The organism is Altererythrobacter sp. H2 (assembly GCF_035319885.1).
Classification (GTDB): domain Bacteria; phylum Pseudomonadota; class Alphaproteobacteria; order Sphingomonadales; family Sphingomonadaceae; genus 34-65-8.
This window is the reverse complement of record NZ_CP141285.1, coordinates 1,389,962-1,408,326: the sequence shown is the minus strand read 5'-3', so window position 1 is coordinate 1,408,326 and position 18,365 is coordinate 1,389,962. Positions and strand designations below refer to the sequence as shown.

Below are 18,365 nucleotides of genomic sequence, written 5' to 3'. Positions count from 1 at the left end.
CTCTAAAATCCGCCGTTGGCGCGCGAGGGTTCGCCGCGCACTGCCATTTCAAGTTCGATGATTGTTTGCGCCGCGCTCTCGGCCCGGTCCTGCGCTCCGGCAGCGGCAAATATTTCGCGCGCTTCGCGCAGAAGCTTGATCGCCTGCGCGATGTTGCGTGGATTGCCCGCTTCTCCGTCTTGCGGATCGTCAGGGAGGTTGCAAAGGCAATTGGCCTTGTTCGCTATGGTGTTGGCATATTCAAGCGGAGTGTTGTCCCGCTGGCGCACCTTCAACGCCTCGTCATAGGCTTCCAGCGCGCGGAAACCGTTCTCGACCCGGTGGCTCGATGATGCATATTGCAGCGCATTGCCCAGATTGTTCTGAAGCATTGCATATTCCATCGGCTGATCGATCAGATTGACCGCCGAAAGTCCTTCTTCAAATGATTGCACCGCCAGCGCTTCGCTGATCTTGCCGCTATCGCTCGTAATCGGAACGGAGAGGAAGGCGGTCGCCAGATTGTTGTTCAGAATGGCATATTCGCGTGGATGACGCAGCTTGTTGAACGTCCGCAGCGATCGCTGATAGGCGGATATTGCATCTGTAATTCGCGCCATGCCTGCGCCTGCAAGCGTCTGCAGGGCGAGGCCAAGGTTCATTTCCGCTTCAGCCAGCTCTTCGCCGCTGCCGCCCTCTGCCAAAACCGATATTGCCTGTTTCAGCAGGTCACGAGCCTGTTCGATCGGTGCGGCAATTTCGGAGGGTATTGCCATCAACGCCGTGGCCATTCGCGCACGAATCCGGGCAGTCAGCAGTGCATCCTGGTCTCCGCACTGATGGATTGCCTGTTCATAGAGTTCGATGGCTGCCAGCAGGTCGTCGGCTTCCTTCGGCCGCTGTTGAAGACCCATGGCAATTTCCATGAGCATTTCGGCTTTCTCGATAACCGAAGCGTCACTTTCCTCCACCACCTTCAAGGCGGCCGCCAGCTGATCCTCTGTGCGACTGAGCGCAACCATCCCGACTCTCCCCGGCCTCCCCTTGATCGGATTCGGGCCTTGCAGCTCTTAAAACGAGCGCCGGATGAATTGTCTATCAGTTTTTCGTTATGTAAACTTAGTTATCAGTTACGGGAAGGTCCGCAAGAAGCGCCGCGTCTCCGCTTGACCATCTTACGGGGACGTCCTGCGCCTCGAAGTCGGCGAGGCCATGCGCCTCGAACACATCGAAAGCGCCAACCACCCGATCGCCTTGAGCATTGCGTTGTTTCAACAGCGCTCCTCCGGCCGCCGCGTGAAAGACCGGCAAAATCCGCAAGGTCGCGCCATCGATCAGCACCGCAACTGCATCGATGCCCGAGAAATAGGTAGCGACCAGGCCTGCGGGAAACCGGATCGTCCCGCGCGCGACGGAGATGGTGTGCTCCATGACTTAAGCCTCGGGGGCGATGACGAGCCGCGCCGCGATCTTGGCCGCCACCTTCTCGACCGCTGCAACTACCGGCCCGGAAAGCTCGGTGGCATAGTCCAGCGTCTGCGCTTCGATCAGATAGACTTGCACATCAGAAGGGAAGTCATCGCCAAAGATCTTGCGTCCCACAAACAGGGCGTTGTCCCAACGGAACGCGTGAAGACCCACGCCATGGACCGGTTCTGCCGCCAGCACATCGCCGGGAACCTCGTAGATAGCCCCCGGCTTGCCTTCGGGCTCCCTTGCATCGATCACGATAAGCTGCTGCGCCCCGCGCGCACGGTACATCACTGCCATCCCATCAGTGCCGGCATCCAGCAGCTCTACATCAGACGGCAAATCTTCAGCAGCAAGCCGGGCGATGACGGCCGGACCAGCCCCGTCATCACCGCGATTGATATTGCCGCAGCCAATGATCGCAGTGGCAGGTGCGTCTAAATTCGCCACAGGCGGCACGACCACTCGGGTTCAACCGGCAGCATAAGTTCAGGCAGATCACAGAAGCGGCGCTTGATAAGGTAATACATGCAGGTTTCGCAGGGCTGTTCCAGTTCATCAGCCGTGATGGTGTGATCTGTAAAGCCAGCAACCACAAGCTTGGAAGCAAGATCCTTGCCTTCCGATTGCAGGCGGGACACGATCGCGTTGACCTGCGCAGAGTCTTCGGCTCTGGGGAAGACTTCGGTTTCAAGGCCGCCAGCCAGAAGACCCGCGATTTCCTGCCGTAGGGTTTCGTCTGCATCAGTGGCCATGCGCAACTCCTTCAAATGCGCCAGAGGCGGCACCACCATTCGGGCTCGGCGGGCAAGCTTAGCTCCGGCAGGTCACACCAGCGCCTGTGGACCAGATAATACATGCATTCCTGACAGCGCATCTCGTCTGCCCCGTATGGGCGAAGCAACCAGCCGGAAATGTCGAGCTTGGCCCTTAGATCATCCGGGTCGAGCGCCCTTAACTCATCAAGAATACCTGAAAATTCGCGGTCCGTTTCGGGGAATGGCTCTACCTGCGTTTCCAGCCCTTCGTTGAGATAATCCTCGATCATGCGCAGAAGTGTCGCATGATCGGCCTCCGAAGGCACCACGCCATACCGGGACAAGAGCCATTCGCGCTGGCGCTGCAATTCGGTGTTGTCGCCAGTCATTCCGGCGCATTCTCCCAACGGGTTGTTATTCTATTCGCAGCCTCGGGTGGGAGACATCTTGCAGCGTCCTCCCACCCGGCGACCCGATATCAAGCTGTGCGGAAGCGGGCCAGTTCCTCGCCCGTTTTCGCATCGTGTGCGTGGACCGTGCAAACCAGGCAGCTGTCGTAGGAACGGCAAACATGCCCGACTTCAACCGGATCGGAAGTATTTGCAATCGGGGTGCCGATGAGTGCCTCCTCGATCGGCCCCAACTCGCCATTGCTCGCCCGCGGACCAACGTTCCAGGTGGTCGGAGCAATGATCTGGTAGTTGTGGATTTTGCCATCGCGCACGTCGATCCAGTGGCACAAGGCACCGCGCGCAGCCTCGGTCGCGCCCCATCCCTGGCCATCGCGCTCGGTCGGCTTGATGTACCACTCGTCATTGAGGCGGAACTCGCGCAGAATTCGCTCGGATTCCCGATAGAGTTTGCACAGTTCGTGCAGACGGGCGAAGTGACGCAGGTAGATCGAAGCGCCGCCCAGCTTGCGATACATGTCGAGCACCAGGCCATCACTGTGCTGCCAACTCTCGCCGTGATCGCCACCTGCTATCAGCTGGCGAGCCAGCGGCCCTGCTTCAAGACGTCCGTTGTCGCTGTGGCGGACAGCGGTTGACCAGCTGTACTTTCCGTCTGTGTCGATGTCGTTCTTGGCTACCGGATTGGTTGTCCGGTCGAACGGATGGAGGCCGTCACCTTCATCGTACCAGGCATGCTGCATGTCCTCACGGGTGTTGCCCTGATCCATGAGCTTGAAAGTGTCGCTGGCACCATCGAACACGCCCGACTTCATGATGACCGCGCCATTGCGACCTTCAATCGTCGGATTGTTGTAACGGTCTTCATGGGGGAGATAGCCCCAGGAGATGAACTTGCCGTGGCCCTTGCCATATTTGTCGAGCCCGATATCGAGCGACATGCGGATGAACATGCCAAGGTCCGAATTGGCATGCTCGGGCTTTTCGTCCAGCCACGCCATCAGGTCGTCATAAGTCCTGATTTCCTCATAGCGCTCCATCGAGCATCCAAGGAACAGCGGTTCGATCCAGTTGCGGCGGAAATGCTCCAGGATCGACCATGCGCGGGTCACGTCGGTCAGAGTCGGGGCGCACATCACGCCGCCGGGAACCATGAAGGAAGAATGCGGCCACTGCCCGCCAAGCAGGGCATAGATTTCTACCGGGCGGCCCGAAATGGTCACACCCGCTTCATAGGAGGTCCCTGTGAAGGGCGCATAGCGCTTCACCGCTTCTTCGTAGAACTTGGACTTCGCATAGTTCTGGTTGGTGTAGTCGATCATGAACAGGCCATAATGATGGCGCGGGATCGACTGGATGGTTTCGACGATTTGCCCGAGGTTGCGGGCGAGAATGGCGTTGCGCGGAACGGTCGTACCCCAGGCAGTGTCAAGCGCCCATGCCGCACAGGAAAGGTGCGAGGCACCGCAGATTCCGCAAGCACGAGGCGTAACGACAAGCCCGGCCTGTGGATCCTTGTTCTTGAGGATGACCTCGAAGCCGCGGAACATTTCCGCTTGCGTCCATGCATTGGTGACGATCCCGTTCTCGATGTCGACACGGACATCAAGGTCGCCCTCCACCCGGCCAACGGGCGAGATGTCGAGGGTTTGTGTAGCTGCCATTGTAATTCTCCCGAAATTCTGTGTGCGGCGCGCTTCGCTGCGCGCCATGAACCCTCATGAATCAGACGACGAAGATATCCTCTTCGGCCCACGCCGGAGCCGCACCCTTGGCGGCAGCTGTGAGCTTGACGTAGCCGGTACGATCAACCCCTAGCGGAAGATCCTTCGGCACGCCCATCACAGTCTGGGTCTTGAAGACAGTTCCTGGGGCGAGATCGAAGAAGGGGAATTCCGGTTCCGTACAGCCAAGGCAGGGCATGCCAGCACGGGTCTTGGACGAAACGCGGTTCCACAGAATGCGGTTGCAGGGGCTGTGAGTCATCGGGCCGCGGCACCCCAGATCGTAATAGAGGCAGCCCTTGCGCTGACCGAAGGCCGTGGTCGAGACCTTGTAGGCGAAGTGCATGTTGCGGGTGCAGCCCGTCTGCGTGAAGCTGGAGAAGAAGGTCTTTGGCCGATGGAATTCGTCCAGCGTCAGGTCGCCCGCGCGGCCCGTGGCAACGGCGACAAGGATCTGCGTTACCCAGTCAGGGTGAGCGGGGCAGCCGGGAATATTGATGACCGGAAGGCCAGCCTGAGACGTGAAGCCTTCGCCCAGCGCTCCACCCTTGGCCCGCTTGAGGAACTGCAAGCCTTCGCTTTCAGACGGATTGGGAGCCGTTGCCGGGATGCCGCCCCAGGTGGCGCAATCGCCAATAGCCACAACAAATTGCGCCTTGGCAGAAAGATCTGCCACCCAGTCTTTCATCGGACGACCGCAGAAGCGATTCCATTCGCCCGTACCGTTGGGCGCATTGATGACGCTGCCTTCGAACACGAAAATGTCGAGCGGAATTTCGCCGGAAAGGCACTTTTCCATCATGACTTTGACATTCTCACCCAGCTCGAGGCCAAGCGAGGGATGCCAAAGGACATTGATGCCAAAATCCGTCACCAGATCGCATGCGCTGGGCTCCTCGGCATTAAGGAAGGACATGGTGTTGCCAGAGCACGCACCGCCTTGAAGCCACAACAGATTCGCCATTTCTCAGTCTCCCAACTTCCCGGCGGAGTGCCCGACCGGCCAAATGCCCCTGCGGGCCATGGGAGGACATTAAGCATGATTCGTGCCAGAAAAATACTAAAGCATTTTCAATATCGTATGGCGAAGCCCTTATTTTCGGCGAAGAAAATGCAAAGAAACTTTGCACGCACTCCTTGAAACATTCTTTGCAGTCGGAGCCGCAGGAGGTGCGTATGCCAACCGTTCAGGCTAGCCGTGCCGGTTGCCGCAGACCGGGCATTCAACTTCGCCGAACGCCGAATACCAGATGCCTTTGCAGCGCCCGCACCAATGGCCATGCGCACCAGAAAGTCCTGCACCCGCTGTTCGCGTCAGCTTTGTCGAGCCGAGGTCTTGTGGCGCCTCTTGCCCCGGATAGGGCATGCGGGAAAAACGCAAGCGAACAACATTGTCCCGGTCTGCCATTTCACTGCCACTCCCGTTCCTGCTCCTGCTCCTGCATGAGACCACCGTCAGCCATCATGCAGACCGTAGCGCTTGATCTTGTTGGCCAGGCCCACGCGGGATAGCCCCAGCGCGTCGGCAGCCTTGCTCTGGTTCCAGCGAAAACGGGTGAGTGCACCTACCACGACCCGTTGCTCCAGACGCTCGACCATCTCCTTGAGTGTGCCGCCTTCCATTTCCGCCTGCTGGCCGACATCCGGGGCAACAACGAGATTATCAAACACGGCCGAGAGGTTACGCTCTGTAATGTAACCACCATTTTCAGCCAGCGCCACCGCGCGCCTGATCTCGCTTTCCAGTTCCCGGACATTGCCTGGGTATTGATGAGCCTGCAGCCTGTCGAGCGCACTCTGCGTAATGCCAATTACCCTGCGGCCGACTACTCCGGCATATTTCTCGATGAAGAAATCTGTAAGAACAGGAATATCCTCCCGCCTGTCCCGCAGCGCCGGGATGCTCAGCGAAAAGCCCTTGAGACGATAATACAGGTCACGCCGAAATTCGCCTTTTTCGACCATTTCCAGAAGCGGCCGGTTCGACGCCGCAATGATCCGGACATTGGCATGCAACAACTTGTCCGACCCTAGCGGTTTAACCTCGCCATTCTGAAGGAAGCGCAGCAGGCTGACCTGGAAACTCGGCGAAACATCTGAAATTTCGTCAAGGAACACCGTTCCGCCATCTGCGGCACGGAACAGCCCAAGCCGGTCTGCGGTGGCTCCGGTGTAAGCCCCCCGCACATGTCCGAACAATTCGGAATGGAGCGTGGAATCCAGCATACCGCCGCAATTCTGTACATGGATCGGAGAATCGACACGTGTAGAGTTGAAATGGATCGCTCGCGCCAGCAGTTCCTTGCCCGTCCCGGTGTCGCCCTCGATGAGGACTGGCAGATCGGTGACTGCCGCCTTGCGCGCTTCAACGATCAAATCAGCCATCTTGGCGCTGGCATAAACGAGCTTCTCGAATTGCGAGTAACCGCCCTTGACTGACATATCCACGCGTTCCTCGAAGATCTGGTCATCGACCGAAATCTTCAGTTCACGCGAAAGAAGGCGATGCCGTCGCGAAAGTTCGTTCATTTCCAGGCTGCGCTTTACCATGAGCGCAATCTGATGAGGTGTTAGCGGCTTGAACAGATAGAGATAGGCGGCAGAGCGACGGACTGCCTCGCTGTCAGCATCGTCGCGATTCTGCGAAGAGACCGCAATTCGACAAACCCCCGGATGTGAAACGCGCGCGCGTGTCAGTATGTTGTCCTGGGCATCGTCCACCGTGTCGAGATCGCAAAGCAAGAGGTGTACTTCGATGTCGTTGAGCCGCTCCTGCGCGGTCTTGCCGTCCTCAGCTATGACCAGCCGGTAATCAGCCCGCTCCTTCAGCCCAGCTCGCGCCGCGCTGATCAGCGCATCGTCGCGCGAAACAACAAGGATCGTCAATTCCCCGGCCAAATGCACCTCCCAACATGCAGCGGACCGCAACTGCTACCGCCAGTCGCGCCCGATGTGCAAGGAAAGTTTGCATTTCGCCTGCCAACTTAACAATGAGATGAGCTTGTGGGCTGGTCACAGGCGTTGTCGCGTGCGCAATTTCCGCGTGAATGCAGCTAATCGCCGCCCAGAACCCGCTTTTTGAGCGAATGGAGCGCAAACCACACGCATCCCAGGACCGGCAGCACCAGCAAAGCGATCGCAACTTCCGGATCAACCCAGTCAAAGTGATGGGACGCACCCTTTATGGCATACCCTAGCAGGCCGATGGCATAATAACTCACGGCCACTACGGAGAGGCCCTCGACGATCTGCTGCAAGCGCACTTGCATCGTCGTGCTGCGCTCCATCGATCGAAGCAGTTTCGCGTTCTGGTTCTCGATCCGCGTCTCGATGCGGGCGCGCAGCAGTTCGGAGATTTGGCGCGCACGCCGTGTCAGCTGACGTTCGCGCTCAGTCAAGGCGGCGCAGGTGCGCGCTGCCGGCAGGAAGCGGCGTTCAGTGAAGTCGACGAGCGAAGCGAACCCACGGATCGGTTCCGGAGCAAGTTGTGCGAGCCTCTCTTCCACCAGACGCGAATAGGCTGCGGTAGCGTTCATGCGATAGTCGATTGACGTGGCAATGGTCGAAAGTTCCAGGCTGAGGTCAGACAATTGCGCCAGCAAATCATCGTCAGAGGCCGCCGAGGAAGTGACGGCCTTGGCCAGTGCGGCCAATTCGCGTTCGGCCGCGTCCAGCCTTGGCCAGGCCTCTTGCGCCACCGGCAGCCCCAAGAGCGCCTTGTTGCGGTAATTCCCAAGCTCCTGCAATTGCTGCAGTTGCCGGGTGAGATCACTCCGGTCGACTTCCCCGGCTGACACCACAAGGCGCCCCCGGCCATCGGGGTGAATGCGAAAATCCGACCAGATACGCACTCCCCCGGAGAGGCCGCACGACACAAGCTCGCTGCGGTTGAAATCAACCGCGGGCAATGCCCTTTCGACTTCGGCTTCGTCGCCACCAACCCAGATCGATGTCGCGCGAATGATTGCGCCCGGCAGGGTTTCCGCCCAGTCAATGGCCTCGCCCACCGAAGAGTCCAGTCCGGGGGCGAGCAAAACTTCGATGGCGCGTCCCGGACAAAACACTGTCAGCGTCGAACCTTCGCTCTGTCGCTCCCATGTAAAGGAGACGTCGCCGGAGAGTGCACCTGACAGGTGGCGCGGATTCTCTTCATCCGATTGGCTTCCGCACAGAGCGGACAAGACTGAGCGCTCCGCCTCACGCTCGCCAGGCCCAACCTCAAGCACCCACTGGAACACTGCGACCGGCAGTTGCAACAGCGGCCAGCGACGCAAATGCATTTCGCTGACAACTTGCCGCCGCACCTCATGTTCTCGCATAGCCTCATTCCCTGCCAGTGGATTCCGGGCCAGACCTATTCAAACAAGCGCGAAGCCGCAATGCCGGTAAAATCGATCTCGGCTAGCTGCCATCGGACATGGCCGCAACGAAGGGCAGCTATCCCTCGTTCACTCCCCAAAACCTGCCGTTCCGGACCGTCCGACGTTGCTGCCAGATCGAGCCTACTGATCCGATGTCCGCTTTCAGGCGATCGTCGTTGAACCTTCGATGGCTGGATGTGGGGCGCAAAGCTGACGCGAGCAATCAACTCCATTTCACAGGGACCGGAGCCGCTTTCTTTTGTCGCTCAGTCAGACTGCTCTGCCTCGAACGCCCGCTTGCCCTTGCGCCGGAACAGCACCAGCGCCTGCGCACCATCCGGCCCGCGCAGCTTGGCGGCGACGGTGAGGAATGCGCCGTAGAGGGCGGCGCGATCATCATCGGTCAGCTCTACCAGATCGGCCTTGGCAACCAAGCCGCCCAGTTCGATCAGTTGCCGGGTTCGTTCGCGTCGTTTGACCTGCCATTCGCGCATGTCGGTTCGTGCCTTTGCTGCCTCAAGCCGATGCCGCGCCGCCATCGAGCGGGAGAGTGCCTTCCGGCTGCTGCCGAGGTCCGCTCGCAGTGTTGCGTTGCTTGCCCTGAAAGAAGGCCGCGCCGCGCTTGCGCCAGCCCTCGCTTATAGCCTTGTCGTTGTTGTCGACAGCCTCGAGCAGCGCGCCCGCCAGCACATCCGCATCGAGTGCGTCGGCTCCGGTTGCCGTGACCAGCGCGCCGAGGTCGCGCACGCGGCGTTCCTTCATCTGCTTGGCCTTGTCGGCGAGGGCCTTGAGCTCCGAATCAAAATCGCGGGGTTTGCGCATGGGATATCTCCATCGTTGGTGTGATGGAGACATGATAATCGGTGAGCTATCTCAATGCAGTAAGGTCGCCGGGACAGTGTGATACCGCCTAGTCCCGATCAGGATTTTATCATGAGAGGGCGCGCTTATACGTCGTGCCGACGTGGCGTTTGCGGTGTAACTGGATTGCCGACATGGCAATCTTTCATTTCAGCGCGAAGGTCATCGGAAGGTCGAGCGGACGCAGTGCCGTGGCGGCTGCGGCCTATCGTGCGGGCGAGCAACTGCACGATGAGCGGATCGACAGAACCCACGATTTCACCAACAAGGCAGGCGTTCTTCATTCCGAAGTGATGCTGCCCAAAGGCGCACCCGAAGCCCTCGCCGACCGCGCCACTTTGTGGAACGCGGTCGAAGCTGCGGAGAAGCGCAAGGATGCGCAGCTTGCCCGCGAGGTCGAGTTCGCCCTGCCCCGCGAACTGTCGAAGAAAGACAACATCAGGCTGGCGCGCGAGTTCGTGAAGGCTGAATTCGTCGAAAAAGGCATGATCGCCGATCTCAATGTCCATTGGGATATTGGCGAGGACGGCAAAGCCAAGCCGCACGCCCACGTCATGCTGACCATGCGCGAGGTTACCAAGGATGGCTTTGGCGCAAAAGTCCGCGACTGGAACAAGACCGCGCTGATCGAGCAGTGGCGCGAGCGCTGGGCCGATCATGTCAACCGCGCGCTGGCGGAACGCGACATCGATACGCGGATCGATCATCGCAGCCTGGAAGCGCAGGGCATTGCGCTGGAACCGCAGGACAAGATCGGTCCCGCCGCCTCGCGCATTGGCGGACGCGGTCTGGAAGCCGAGCGGATTGAGGAACACCGCGCCATCGCCCAGCGCAATGGCGAACGCATAATCGCCAATCCCTCGCTGGCCTTGGATGCGATCACGCACCAGCAAGCCACCTTCACCAGGCGCGACCTTGCCGCCTTTGTTCACCGGCATAGCGACGGGAAGGAGCAGTTTGACGCCGCCTACAATGCCGTGCGCGCGGCGCCCGAGCTGATCGCATTGGGCAAGGATGGACGCGGGCAAGACCGCTTCACTTCGCGGGCGATGATCGAGACCGAACAGCGCCTGCATTGCGCTGCCGACGCGATGGCGCAACGCGCTGGTCACGCCGTAAATGATGTGCAGCGGAACGCCGCGTTTGCAAGCGCCGCGAAGCGCGGTCTGGTGCTGTCAGGCGAGCAGAAATCCGCCTTCGAGTATGTCACCAAGAAGGGTGGCCTTGCCGTGATCGTTGGCTATGCCGGGACCGGCAAAAGCGCGATGCTGGGCGTGGCGCGCGAGGCATGGGAAAGCGCGGGCTACAATGTGCGTGGCGCAGCCCTGTCCGGCATTACCGCCGAGGGTCTGGAAAACGGCTCCGGCATCGCATCGCGCACCATCGCCAGCCTTGAGCATCAATGGGGCAAAGGGTGCGAGCAGCTGACTGCCAAGGATGTGCTCGTCATTGACGAAGCGGGTATGGTCGGCACGCGCCAGATGGAGCGCGTGCTGTCCCATGCCGCAAAGTCCAGTGCGAAACTTGTCCTAGTCGGTGACCAGCAACAGCTCCAGGCCATCGAGGCAGGTGCAGCATTCCGGGCAATCCACGAGCGCCACGGCGGGGTCGAGATCAGCGAGGTTCGCCGTCAGCTATCGGCATGGCAGCAGGATACGACCAGGCAGCTCGCCACGGGCCGCACGGGCGAAGCGATCCGCACCTACGAAGAGCGCGGCATGGTCTATGCCACCGACACCCGCGAGGTCGCACGGACAGAGCTTGTCGAGCGTTGGGATCGCGAGCGGCAGGACAGCCCAGACGAAAGACGGATCATCCTTACCCACACCAATGACGAGGTCCGCGAGCTCAACCAGATGGCGCGCGAGAAAATGCGCGTGGCTGGCGCGCTAGGTGCCGATGCCACGATCAAGGCCGCACGCGGCGAACGGAAATTTGCATCGGGGGACCGCATCATCTTCCTGCGCAACGAACGCGAACTTGGGGTGAAGAACGGGACGCTCGGCACGGTCGCGATGTCCAGCCCGCAGCGCATGGCCGTGCGCACGGACGATGGGCGGGAAGTTGCCTTCGACACCAAGTACTACGCCCACATCGATCATGGCTACGCCGCCACGATCCACAAGGCGCAAGGCATGGCATCGCCTTGCGGTTTGCCGGTTTCTTGATCTGTCGCGGCAGCCCTCGCCCTGCCTTGAGGCTGCTATTGCCTGATGGAGCTTCGGAAGAGCGCCAACCCTTTGCATGGGAGTAATCTAGCACCGCGCAAATCCGATTCCGAACCTGGCGGGCTGTTTCGGGGATTTCCTGCCAGATCGGCGTGAGGACCGAGATGATATCGGCGGCAGTGATTCCACCAGTCGTCATGTCGCCAAGCTTCGGGAAGGCGTAGTTTTCCAGACTGGCCAGCCATTGCCGACCATAGACATCGCTTTTCCAGCCAGCTTCGTTCTCGGAATGATATTGGGTAGCGGCTTCGCGGAAAGTGACCTTGGCGGCTTCCTCGTCCTTCCGCTCCGTCAGTACGTCGCGTTTCTCGACCTTTACAGCCTTGCGGAGTTCAGCAGCCTTCGCACGCGCTTCCGCCAGCGTCACCAGCTTCGCACTACCCAGACCAATATCCTGTCGTTTGCCATCGCGCTGGAGTCGCAAAAGCCAGGAAGCCGCACCAGTTTTTCCAACTTTCAGGAAAAGTCCGTCACCGTCCTGATAGGTGCCCGGATTCGCCAAAGCGGCCTTGACCGCCACCGCCGTAAGTTTGCCCATTCTCGTTCCCCACATTTCTGGAGGTCAATTAAGAGAGCCGCAGTGTGGGGAAGCCCACCTCCTTCCCCACACCTTCCCCACACTCACTGTCGGTTGTAGACAAATAGCAGCGAACAGGGGCGGCCATCGAAAGGCAGAATACCCTTGGTTTTCTGAGATTTCTAGGGCTTTTCGGGGATGTTCCGAGAACGGGCGGTGGTGGACAGGGCTGGATTCGAACCAGCGTACGCTTGCGCGGGCAGATTTACAGTCTGCTGCCTTTAACCACTCGGCCACCTGTCCACACGCCACGTCAGCTGGGTAATTCGAGGCCGCCGGAAGCGGCCCCTATGCCGAGAGGCGCCCCTTTGGCGAAGCGGCGCTTGCGTGTCAATGGGGCCACTGGCATGGCCCGCAGCAAGGCAACCGGCAGGAGCATGAATGAGCAAGGGTGAGCGCAAACGGGCCATGCGCGGCCGCGCGGGACGGATGCAGGGCGGCCGCGGCAGCGGGCGGGCCAGCACCGGCCAGGTGCGCCTGTGGGGCCGCCACGCAGTCGAGGCGGCGCTCAAGAACCCTGCGCGGAGCCATCGCAAGCTGTGGGCCACCCGCGAAGGCATAGACTCGCTCGATGGCGAGCTGCCGGAGGGCTTCCCCGTCGAATATGCCGACGTGGCTGACCTGGCCCGGCTGGTCGCCCGCGATGCGCCGCACCAGGGGCTGGTGCTGGAATGCGCGGCGCTGGAGGACGTGTTTCTTGACGAGGTGATGGGAGATGACCCGGCGCGCCCGCTGGTGGTGCTGGATCAGGTCACCGACCCGCACAATGTCGGTGCGATCCTGCGCTCGGCCGCTGCCTTCAATGCCGCTGCCATCATCACGCAGGACCGTCATGCCCCGCCCGAATCCGGCGTGATCGCCAAGTCTGCATCCGGCGCGCTGGAAATCGTGCCGTGGGTGCGGGTGGTAAATCTGGCCCGCGCGCTCGAAGAAATCGCCGAGGCCGGATACTGGCGGATCGGCTTGGCCGGCGAGGCCGAGGCGACCCTGGCAGAGGCGCTCCCGACAGGCCCCGTGGCGCTCGTGCTTGGCGCGGAAGGCGACGGGATGCGGCACAATATTGCCGGTCATTGCGATGCCCTCGCCCGGCTGCCGATCAGCGCAGCGATGGAGAGCCTCAACGTTTCCAATGCTGCTGCCGTCGCGCTCTACGCCGTCGCCACACGGACCTGAACGAAGCCAGAGGGGGGAATACGATGATCAGAGAGCGGAACCTGAAATCCCTGCTGCGCGGCGTCCTTGCCGGCGGCATGGCGATGCTGCTGACGGGCTGCATGCTGGTGCCCGGCAAGTTCGTGTCCGAGCTCACGCTGCTGCGCGAAGGGACATTCGCCTATACCTACGAAGGTGAAATCCATCTGATGTCGATGAGCAAGCTGATGAAGATGGGCTCTTCCGCGGAGCAGGGCGAGTTCACCGCCAGCACTTGCTATGACGACGAGACCTTTGAGGAAAAGGAATGCTCCGCCGAGGAACTGGCGCAGCAACGCGCCGACTTCGAGCAGTCCCGAGCAGGGCGGGCGCAGAACGAAGCGCGGGAAGCGGAGCAGATGAAGCAGATGTTCGGCGGAATCGACCCGAGCGATCCGGCTTTCGGCGAAGAGCTGGCCCGCCGGATCGAGCGGCAGGCAGGATTCGACCGCGTCGTGCACAAGGGCGACGGGCTGTTCGAGGTCAGCTTCCGCGTTGCGGGAACGATGGACTATGATTTCGTGTTCCCGACCTTCGAACGGCTGCCGATCGGAAATTTCTTTCTCTACACCGCCCGCCGCGATGACGGCAGCGTGCGGATCGATGCGCCCGGGTTTGCTGCGCAAGGCGCGGCCAATCCGATGCAGGCGATGATGACCGGCGTCAACGAAGGCGGCGGACGGAACGAGCTGCCGCCCGGCATGCCCGCGCCGGACGGCACCTTCACCATCGTCACCGATGGCGAGATCCTGGCCAACAACACCGACGAAGGACCTTCGGCCGATCCGCGCGGCAAGCGGCTCACCTGGGCCATCAACCGCATGACCCCATCGGCCCCGACTGCGCTGATCCGCCTGAACTGAACTGCCTGAATTGAGGACGCGACAATGAAAAAGCGCCGTTCCGGTTTTATCCGGGACGGCGCTTTTTCAGGCTCTGTGATGGCCGACGGCCGGAGCGATCAGTTGACCGCGTCCTTCAGGCCCTTGCCGGACTTGAACTTGGGCTGGCTGCTGGCCTTGATCGGCATCGGTTCACCGGTGCGCGGATTACGGCCCATCGACGCCCTGCGCTTGGCAACAGCAAAGGTGCCGAAGCCGACCAGACGCACTTCGTCACCCTTGGCCAGCACACGGGTAATGGTATCGAAAACCGCCTCGACGGCGCTTGACGCGTCGCTCTTGGACAGCCCGCTGGACTCGGCGACTGCGCTGATCAGCTCGTTCTTGTTCATTATGGAACCCCCTCGTGCAACGATGACCGGTCGACGATGAATCGTCACCGCGAAGGGGGCAGACTAGAACGCATTTGGGCCCCTGGTGTCAAAGCGAAATGGGACCAATCACGTTCAATCGGTCGCATTTTCACGGCAAAGGGCGATTTGACACCAGGCTCCGGCGCAAATCCGCCGACAGCATGTCAAGCGACCAAGTGCGCTGCCGCCGTGATTAGTGCTCTTCCGGACCTGCCCTGATGCCGGGCGGTCAGTGCGCCGTCGGCACAGTGCCAGCCCCCGGCTGGACCGGCGGCACCGGCTGGCTGGCCAGATCGTCGGCCTCGGTCCACTCGATCGCCTGCGGCATCTCGGTCAGGGCATGGGCCAGCACCTGGTCGACGTGCGAGACCGGGATGATCTCCAGCCCTTCCTTCACGTTGGCCGGGATTTCGACCAGATCCTTGACGTTCTCCTCAGGGATGAGGACGGTCGTGATTCCGCCGCGCAGCGCCGCCAGCAGCTTTTCCTTCAGGCCGCCGATGGCCAGCACCCGGCCGCGCAGGGTGACTTCGCCTGTCATCGCCACGTCCGGCCGGACCGCAATCCCGGTCAGGGCGGAGATGATCGAGGTGACCATGCCGATCCCCGCACTCGGGCCATCTTTCGGCACCGCGCCTTCGGGCAGGTGGATGTGGATATTGCGCCGCTGGAACAGGGTCGGCTTGATGCCATAGGCCGGTGCCCGCGCCTTGACGAAGCTGAACGCCGCCGCCACGCTTTCGTTCATCACGTCGCCGAGCTTTCCGGTGGTCTTGACCTCGCCCTTGCCGGGCGTGGTGACGCTTTCGATCGTCAGCAGCACGCCGCCGACCGAGGTCCAGGCCAGGCCCGTCACGGCGCCCACCTGCGGCTCTTCCTCGCCCATATCGTGCTTGAACTTGCGCACCCCGGCGAAGTCGCCGAGGTTTTCGGGGGTTACCGTGACCGCTGTATCCTTGCCTTCGAGAATGCGGCGCAGGCTCTTGCGGGCCAGCCGGGCCATTTCGCGCTCCAGCGTCCGCACCCCCGCCTCGCGGGTGTAATAGCGGATCAGGTCGCGCAGAGCCGGTTCGGTCAGCTCGAACTCGCCGTCCTTCAGGCCGTGGTCCTTGACCAGCTTGGGCAGCAGGTGCCGCTGGGCAATCTCGACCTTCTCGTCCTCGGTATACCCTTCCAGCCGGATGATCTCCATCCGGTCCAGCAGCGCCTGCGGCAGGTTGAGGCTGTTGGCGGTGCAGACGAACATCACGTCCGACAGGTCATAATCAAGCTCCAGGTAGTGATCCTGGAACTTCGCGTTCTGTTCGGGATCGAGCACTTCGAGCAGCGCCGAAGCCGGATCGCCGCGGAAATCCTGGCCCAGCTTGTCGATCTCGTCGAGCAGGAACAGCGGGTTGCTGGTGCCTGCCTTCTTGAGGTTGGTGATGATCTTGCCCGGCAGCGAGCCGATGTAGGTGCGGCGGTGGCCGCGGATTTCCGCCTCGTCGCGCACGCCGCCCAGGCTCTGGCGGATGAATTCGCGGCCCGTGGCGCGGGCGATGCTCTTGCCGAGCGAGGTCTTGCCCACACCCGGAGGGCCGACCAGACACAGGATCGGCCCCTTGATCGTGTTGGTGCGCGCCTGCACCGCGAGGTACTCGACGATCCGGTCCTTGACCTTTTCGAGCGCAAAGTGATCGGCATCGAGCACGGCCTGGGCGCGGGCGATGTCCTTCTTGATCTTGCTCTTCTTGCCCCAGGGCAGGCCGAGCAGCACGTCGAGGTAGTTGCGGATCACCGTCGCCTCGGCGCTCATCGGCTGCATCCCGCGCAGCTTCTTCAGCTCGCTCTCGGCCTTGGTGCGGGCTTCCTTGCTCAGCTTGGTCTTGGCGATCTTCTCGGCCAGTTCGGCCATTTCGTCGCCATCCTCGCTGCCGCCCAGCTCGCTCTGGATCGCCTTCAGCTGCTCGTTGAGATAATATTCGCGCTGGGTCTTTTCCATCTGCCGCTTCACGCGGCCGCGGATCTTGCGTTCGACCTGGAGCACGGACAGCTCGCCTTCCATGAAGCCGAGCGCCATTTCCATCCGCTTCAGCGGGTCCGCCTCGGTCAGCAGGGCCTGCTTGTCCGCCACCTTGAGCTGCAGCGCGGCCGCCACCGTATCGGCCAGCACGCCGGCATCGTCGATCTCGCCCAGGTTCTCGCCCGCCTCGTCGCCCAGCTTCTTGTTGAGCTTGGCATATTCGCCGAACTGAACCACCAGCTGGCGCATCATCGCGGTCACTTCGTTGCCGCCCGCCGTCTGCGGCTCGATCGGGCTGACGGTCGCCATGACCATTTCGCCCGCTTCTTCAAGGCTGGTCAGGCGCACCCGCGAGGTGCCTTCGACCAGCACCCGCACGGTGCCGTCAGGCAGCTTGAGCAGCTGCAGCACCTGCGCCACCACGCCGATGTCGTAAAGGTCATCCTGCTCCGGATCGTCGCAGCCGGGGTCAAGCTGGGCGAGGAGGACGATCTCCTTGTCCCCTTCCATCGCGGCTTCCAGCGCGGCGACCGATTTCTCGCGGCCGACGAACAGGGGCACCACCATGCCGGGGAAAACGACGATATCGCGCAGGGGAAGCAGGGGTAGGGTCTGGGTCATGGCGGGGATATGGGAACCCCCGCCCGCCCCTGCAACGTCCTGCGCCCGCTAAGCTGTGCACAGAACACAGCGCGCCTCCCCGCTCAGGTGCGGAAGCTGGGATCCATCCGGTCAAGCTTGCGCAGGAGCGCCGGCCAGGCGAGACCGTTGGCCAGCATACCGATGCCTGCAGCGGGCGTCTGCGCCTTGACCTTTTCCGGGGTGCCCTGGGGCGGATTGTTGAGGCTCTCCAGCCCGGCCGAGAGCATCTTGACCTGCGCATCGCAGGCGCGCTCCAGGAAATAGAGCCGCAGGAAGCATTCGCCCACGGTCTTGCCGATCGCCAGCGTGCCGTGGTTGCGCAGGATCATCACGTGCCGCTCGCCCATGTCCTCGACCAGCCGGTCCCGCTCCTCAAGGTCGGTCGCGATGCCTTCATAATCGTGATAGGCAATGTCTGACCCCGCGATCATCGCAGTCTGGGTGTGCGGCAGCAGGCCGAATTCCATCGCGCTGACCGCCTGCCCGGCGGGTGTATGCAGGTGCATCACCGCGTGAGCATCCTCGCAATTCATGTGCAGCGCAGAATGGATGGTGAAGCCGGCCGGGTTGACCGGGTGGCTGGTGGGGATCACCGGCATCCCCTCGACATCGATCTTGACCAGCGAGGAGGCGGTGATTTCCTCGAACATCATGTCGTAGGGATTGATCAGGAAGTGATGTTCCGGCCCTGGCACACGCGCGGACAGGTGGGTGAAGATCAGGTCGTCCCAGCCATAATGCGCCACCAGGCGATAGGCAGCGGCCAGGTCGACACGGACCTGCCACTCTTCCTCGCTCACACTTGCGCGGACATGATCGTCGCTGCCGATCCCGTTGTCGTTCATCACCGTGGCCATTGCGCCTCTCCTTCAGTTTCTTTGCGCCACCGATAGCACGGTTTGCCGGG

The 18,365-nt window shown here is 61.5% G+C and carries 16 protein-coding genes, 1 tRNA gene and 2 pseudogenes; 3 read left to right on the top strand and 16 right to left on the bottom strand.

Features of this window, described 5'->3' with window-relative positions:
- Positions 1–2: 2 nt before the first annotated feature.
- The 11 genes from U4960_RS07185 to U4960_RS07135 all read right to left on the bottom strand — a co-directional run bounded on the left by U4960_RS07185 (position 3) and on the right by U4960_RS07135 (position 9,524).
- The gene (locus U4960_RS07185) at positions 3–1,001 is read right to left on the bottom strand and encodes a hypothetical protein (protein ID WP_011536530.1); all 999 of its coding nucleotides are present in this window, start codon (positions 999–1,001) and stop codon (positions 3–5) included.
- A gap of 97 nt (positions 1,002–1,098) precedes the next feature.
- Positions 1,099–1,410 carry a hypothetical protein gene (locus tag U4960_RS07180; protein ID WP_011536529.1) on the bottom strand — a complete coding sequence of 104 codons (312 nt, stop codon included), beginning with the start codon at positions 1,408–1,410 and terminating at the stop codon, positions 1,099–1,101.
- Positions 1,411–1,413: 3 nt separating this feature from the next.
- Positions 1,414–1,899 (bottom strand): hydrogenase maturation protease, encoded by a 486-nt coding sequence (locus U4960_RS07175; protein ID WP_011536528.1) that lies wholly within the window; start codon positions 1,897–1,899, stop codon positions 1,414–1,416.
- Positions 1,887–2,204 carry a hypothetical protein gene (locus U4960_RS07170; RefSeq protein WP_041384263.1) on the bottom strand — a complete coding sequence of 106 codons (318 nt, stop codon included), beginning with the start codon at positions 2,202–2,204 and terminating at the stop codon, positions 1,887–1,889. The genes U4960_RS07175 and U4960_RS07170 overlap by 13 nt, the downstream gene beginning before the upstream one ends.
- Before the next feature lie 11 nt (positions 2,205–2,215).
- The gene (locus U4960_RS07165; RefSeq protein WP_007015745.1) at positions 2,216–2,596 is read right to left on the bottom strand and encodes a hypothetical protein; all 381 of its coding nucleotides are present in this window, start codon (positions 2,594–2,596) and stop codon (positions 2,216–2,218) included.
- 89 nt (positions 2,597–2,685) lie between these two features.
- Positions 2,686–4,281, bottom strand: coding sequence for a nickel-dependent hydrogenase large subunit (locus U4960_RS07160; protein WP_041384245.1), 1,596 nt, complete (start codon positions 4,279–4,281; stop codon positions 2,686–2,688).
- 61 nt (positions 4,282–4,342) lie between these two features.
- Entirely contained in the window at positions 4,343–5,305 is a 963-nt protein-coding gene (locus U4960_RS07155) for a hydrogenase (RefSeq protein WP_011536524.1), read from the bottom strand.
- 491 nt (positions 5,306–5,796) lie between these two features.
- Positions 5,797–7,245 (bottom strand): sigma-54 dependent transcriptional regulator, encoded by a 1,449-nt coding sequence (locus U4960_RS07150; protein WP_011536522.1) that lies wholly within the window; start codon positions 7,243–7,245, stop codon positions 5,797–5,799.
- A gap of 149 nt (positions 7,246–7,394) precedes the next feature.
- The gene (locus U4960_RS07145) at positions 7,395–8,660 is read right to left on the bottom strand and encodes a DUF3422 family protein (RefSeq protein ID WP_062342853.1); all 1,266 of its coding nucleotides are present in this window, start codon (positions 8,658–8,660) and stop codon (positions 7,395–7,397) included.
- A 308-nt stretch (positions 8,661–8,968) separates the two neighbouring features.
- A complete protein-coding gene (locus tag U4960_RS07140; RefSeq protein ID WP_041384259.1) occupies positions 8,969–9,196 on the bottom strand; it encodes a conjugal transfer protein TraD in 228 nt (75 codons plus the stop codon).
- Between the two features lie 22 nt (positions 9,197–9,218).
- The gene (locus U4960_RS07135; protein WP_011536519.1) at positions 9,219–9,524 is read right to left on the bottom strand and encodes a conjugal transfer protein TraD; all 306 of its coding nucleotides are present in this window, start codon (positions 9,522–9,524) and stop codon (positions 9,219–9,221) included.
- Between the two features lie 173 nt (positions 9,525–9,697).
- On the opposite strand from U4960_RS07135, the pseudogene traA reads away from it, so the two are divergent.
- Positions 9,698–11,701: pseudogene (gene traA, locus U4960_RS07130) on the top strand (Ti-type conjugative transfer relaxase TraA); the annotation flags it as partial.
- Between the two features lie 88 nt (positions 11,702–11,789).
- Here the strand turns inward: traA and U4960_RS16065 are convergent.
- Positions 11,790–12,329: pseudogene (locus U4960_RS16065) on the bottom strand (tyrosine-type recombinase/integrase); the annotation flags it as partial.
- Positions 12,330–12,525: 196 nt separating this feature from the next.
- A tRNA-Tyr gene (locus tag U4960_RS07120) sits at positions 12,526–12,611 on the bottom strand.
- A 138-nt stretch (positions 12,612–12,749) separates the two neighbouring features.
- On the opposite strand from U4960_RS07120, the gene rlmB reads away from it, so the two are divergent.
- Together rlmB and U4960_RS07110 are read left to right on the top strand one after the other, a co-directional pair.
- Positions 12,750–13,541: a 23S rRNA (guanosine(2251)-2'-O)-methyltransferase RlmB gene (gene rlmB, locus U4960_RS07115; protein ID WP_324262869.1), complete on the top strand. Its 792-nt coding sequence runs from the start codon at positions 12,750–12,752 to the stop codon at positions 13,539–13,541.
- 23 nt (positions 13,542–13,564) lie between these two features.
- A complete protein-coding gene (locus tag U4960_RS07110; RefSeq protein ID WP_324262868.1) occupies positions 13,565–14,422 on the top strand; it encodes a hypothetical protein in 858 nt (285 codons plus the stop codon).
- Between the two features lie 98 nt (positions 14,423–14,520).
- Here the strand turns inward: U4960_RS07110 and U4960_RS07105 are convergent, their stop codons facing one another.
- From U4960_RS07105 to U4960_RS07095, 3 genes are all read right to left on the bottom strand, one after another.
- Positions 14,521–14,793 (bottom strand): HU family DNA-binding protein, encoded by a 273-nt coding sequence (locus tag U4960_RS07105; protein ID WP_324262867.1) that lies wholly within the window; start codon positions 14,791–14,793, stop codon positions 14,521–14,523.
- Positions 14,794–15,043: 250 nt separating this feature from the next.
- Entirely contained in the window at positions 15,044–17,437 is a 2,394-nt protein-coding gene (gene lon / locus U4960_RS07100; RefSeq protein WP_324262866.1) for an endopeptidase La, read from the bottom strand.
- A gap of 83 nt (positions 17,438–17,520) precedes the next feature.
- Positions 17,521–18,315, bottom strand: a complete 795-nt coding sequence (locus U4960_RS07095) for a class II aldolase/adducin family protein (RefSeq protein WP_324262865.1) — start codon at positions 18,313–18,315, stop codon at positions 17,521–17,523.
- Positions 18,316–18,365 lie beyond the last annotated feature (50 nt).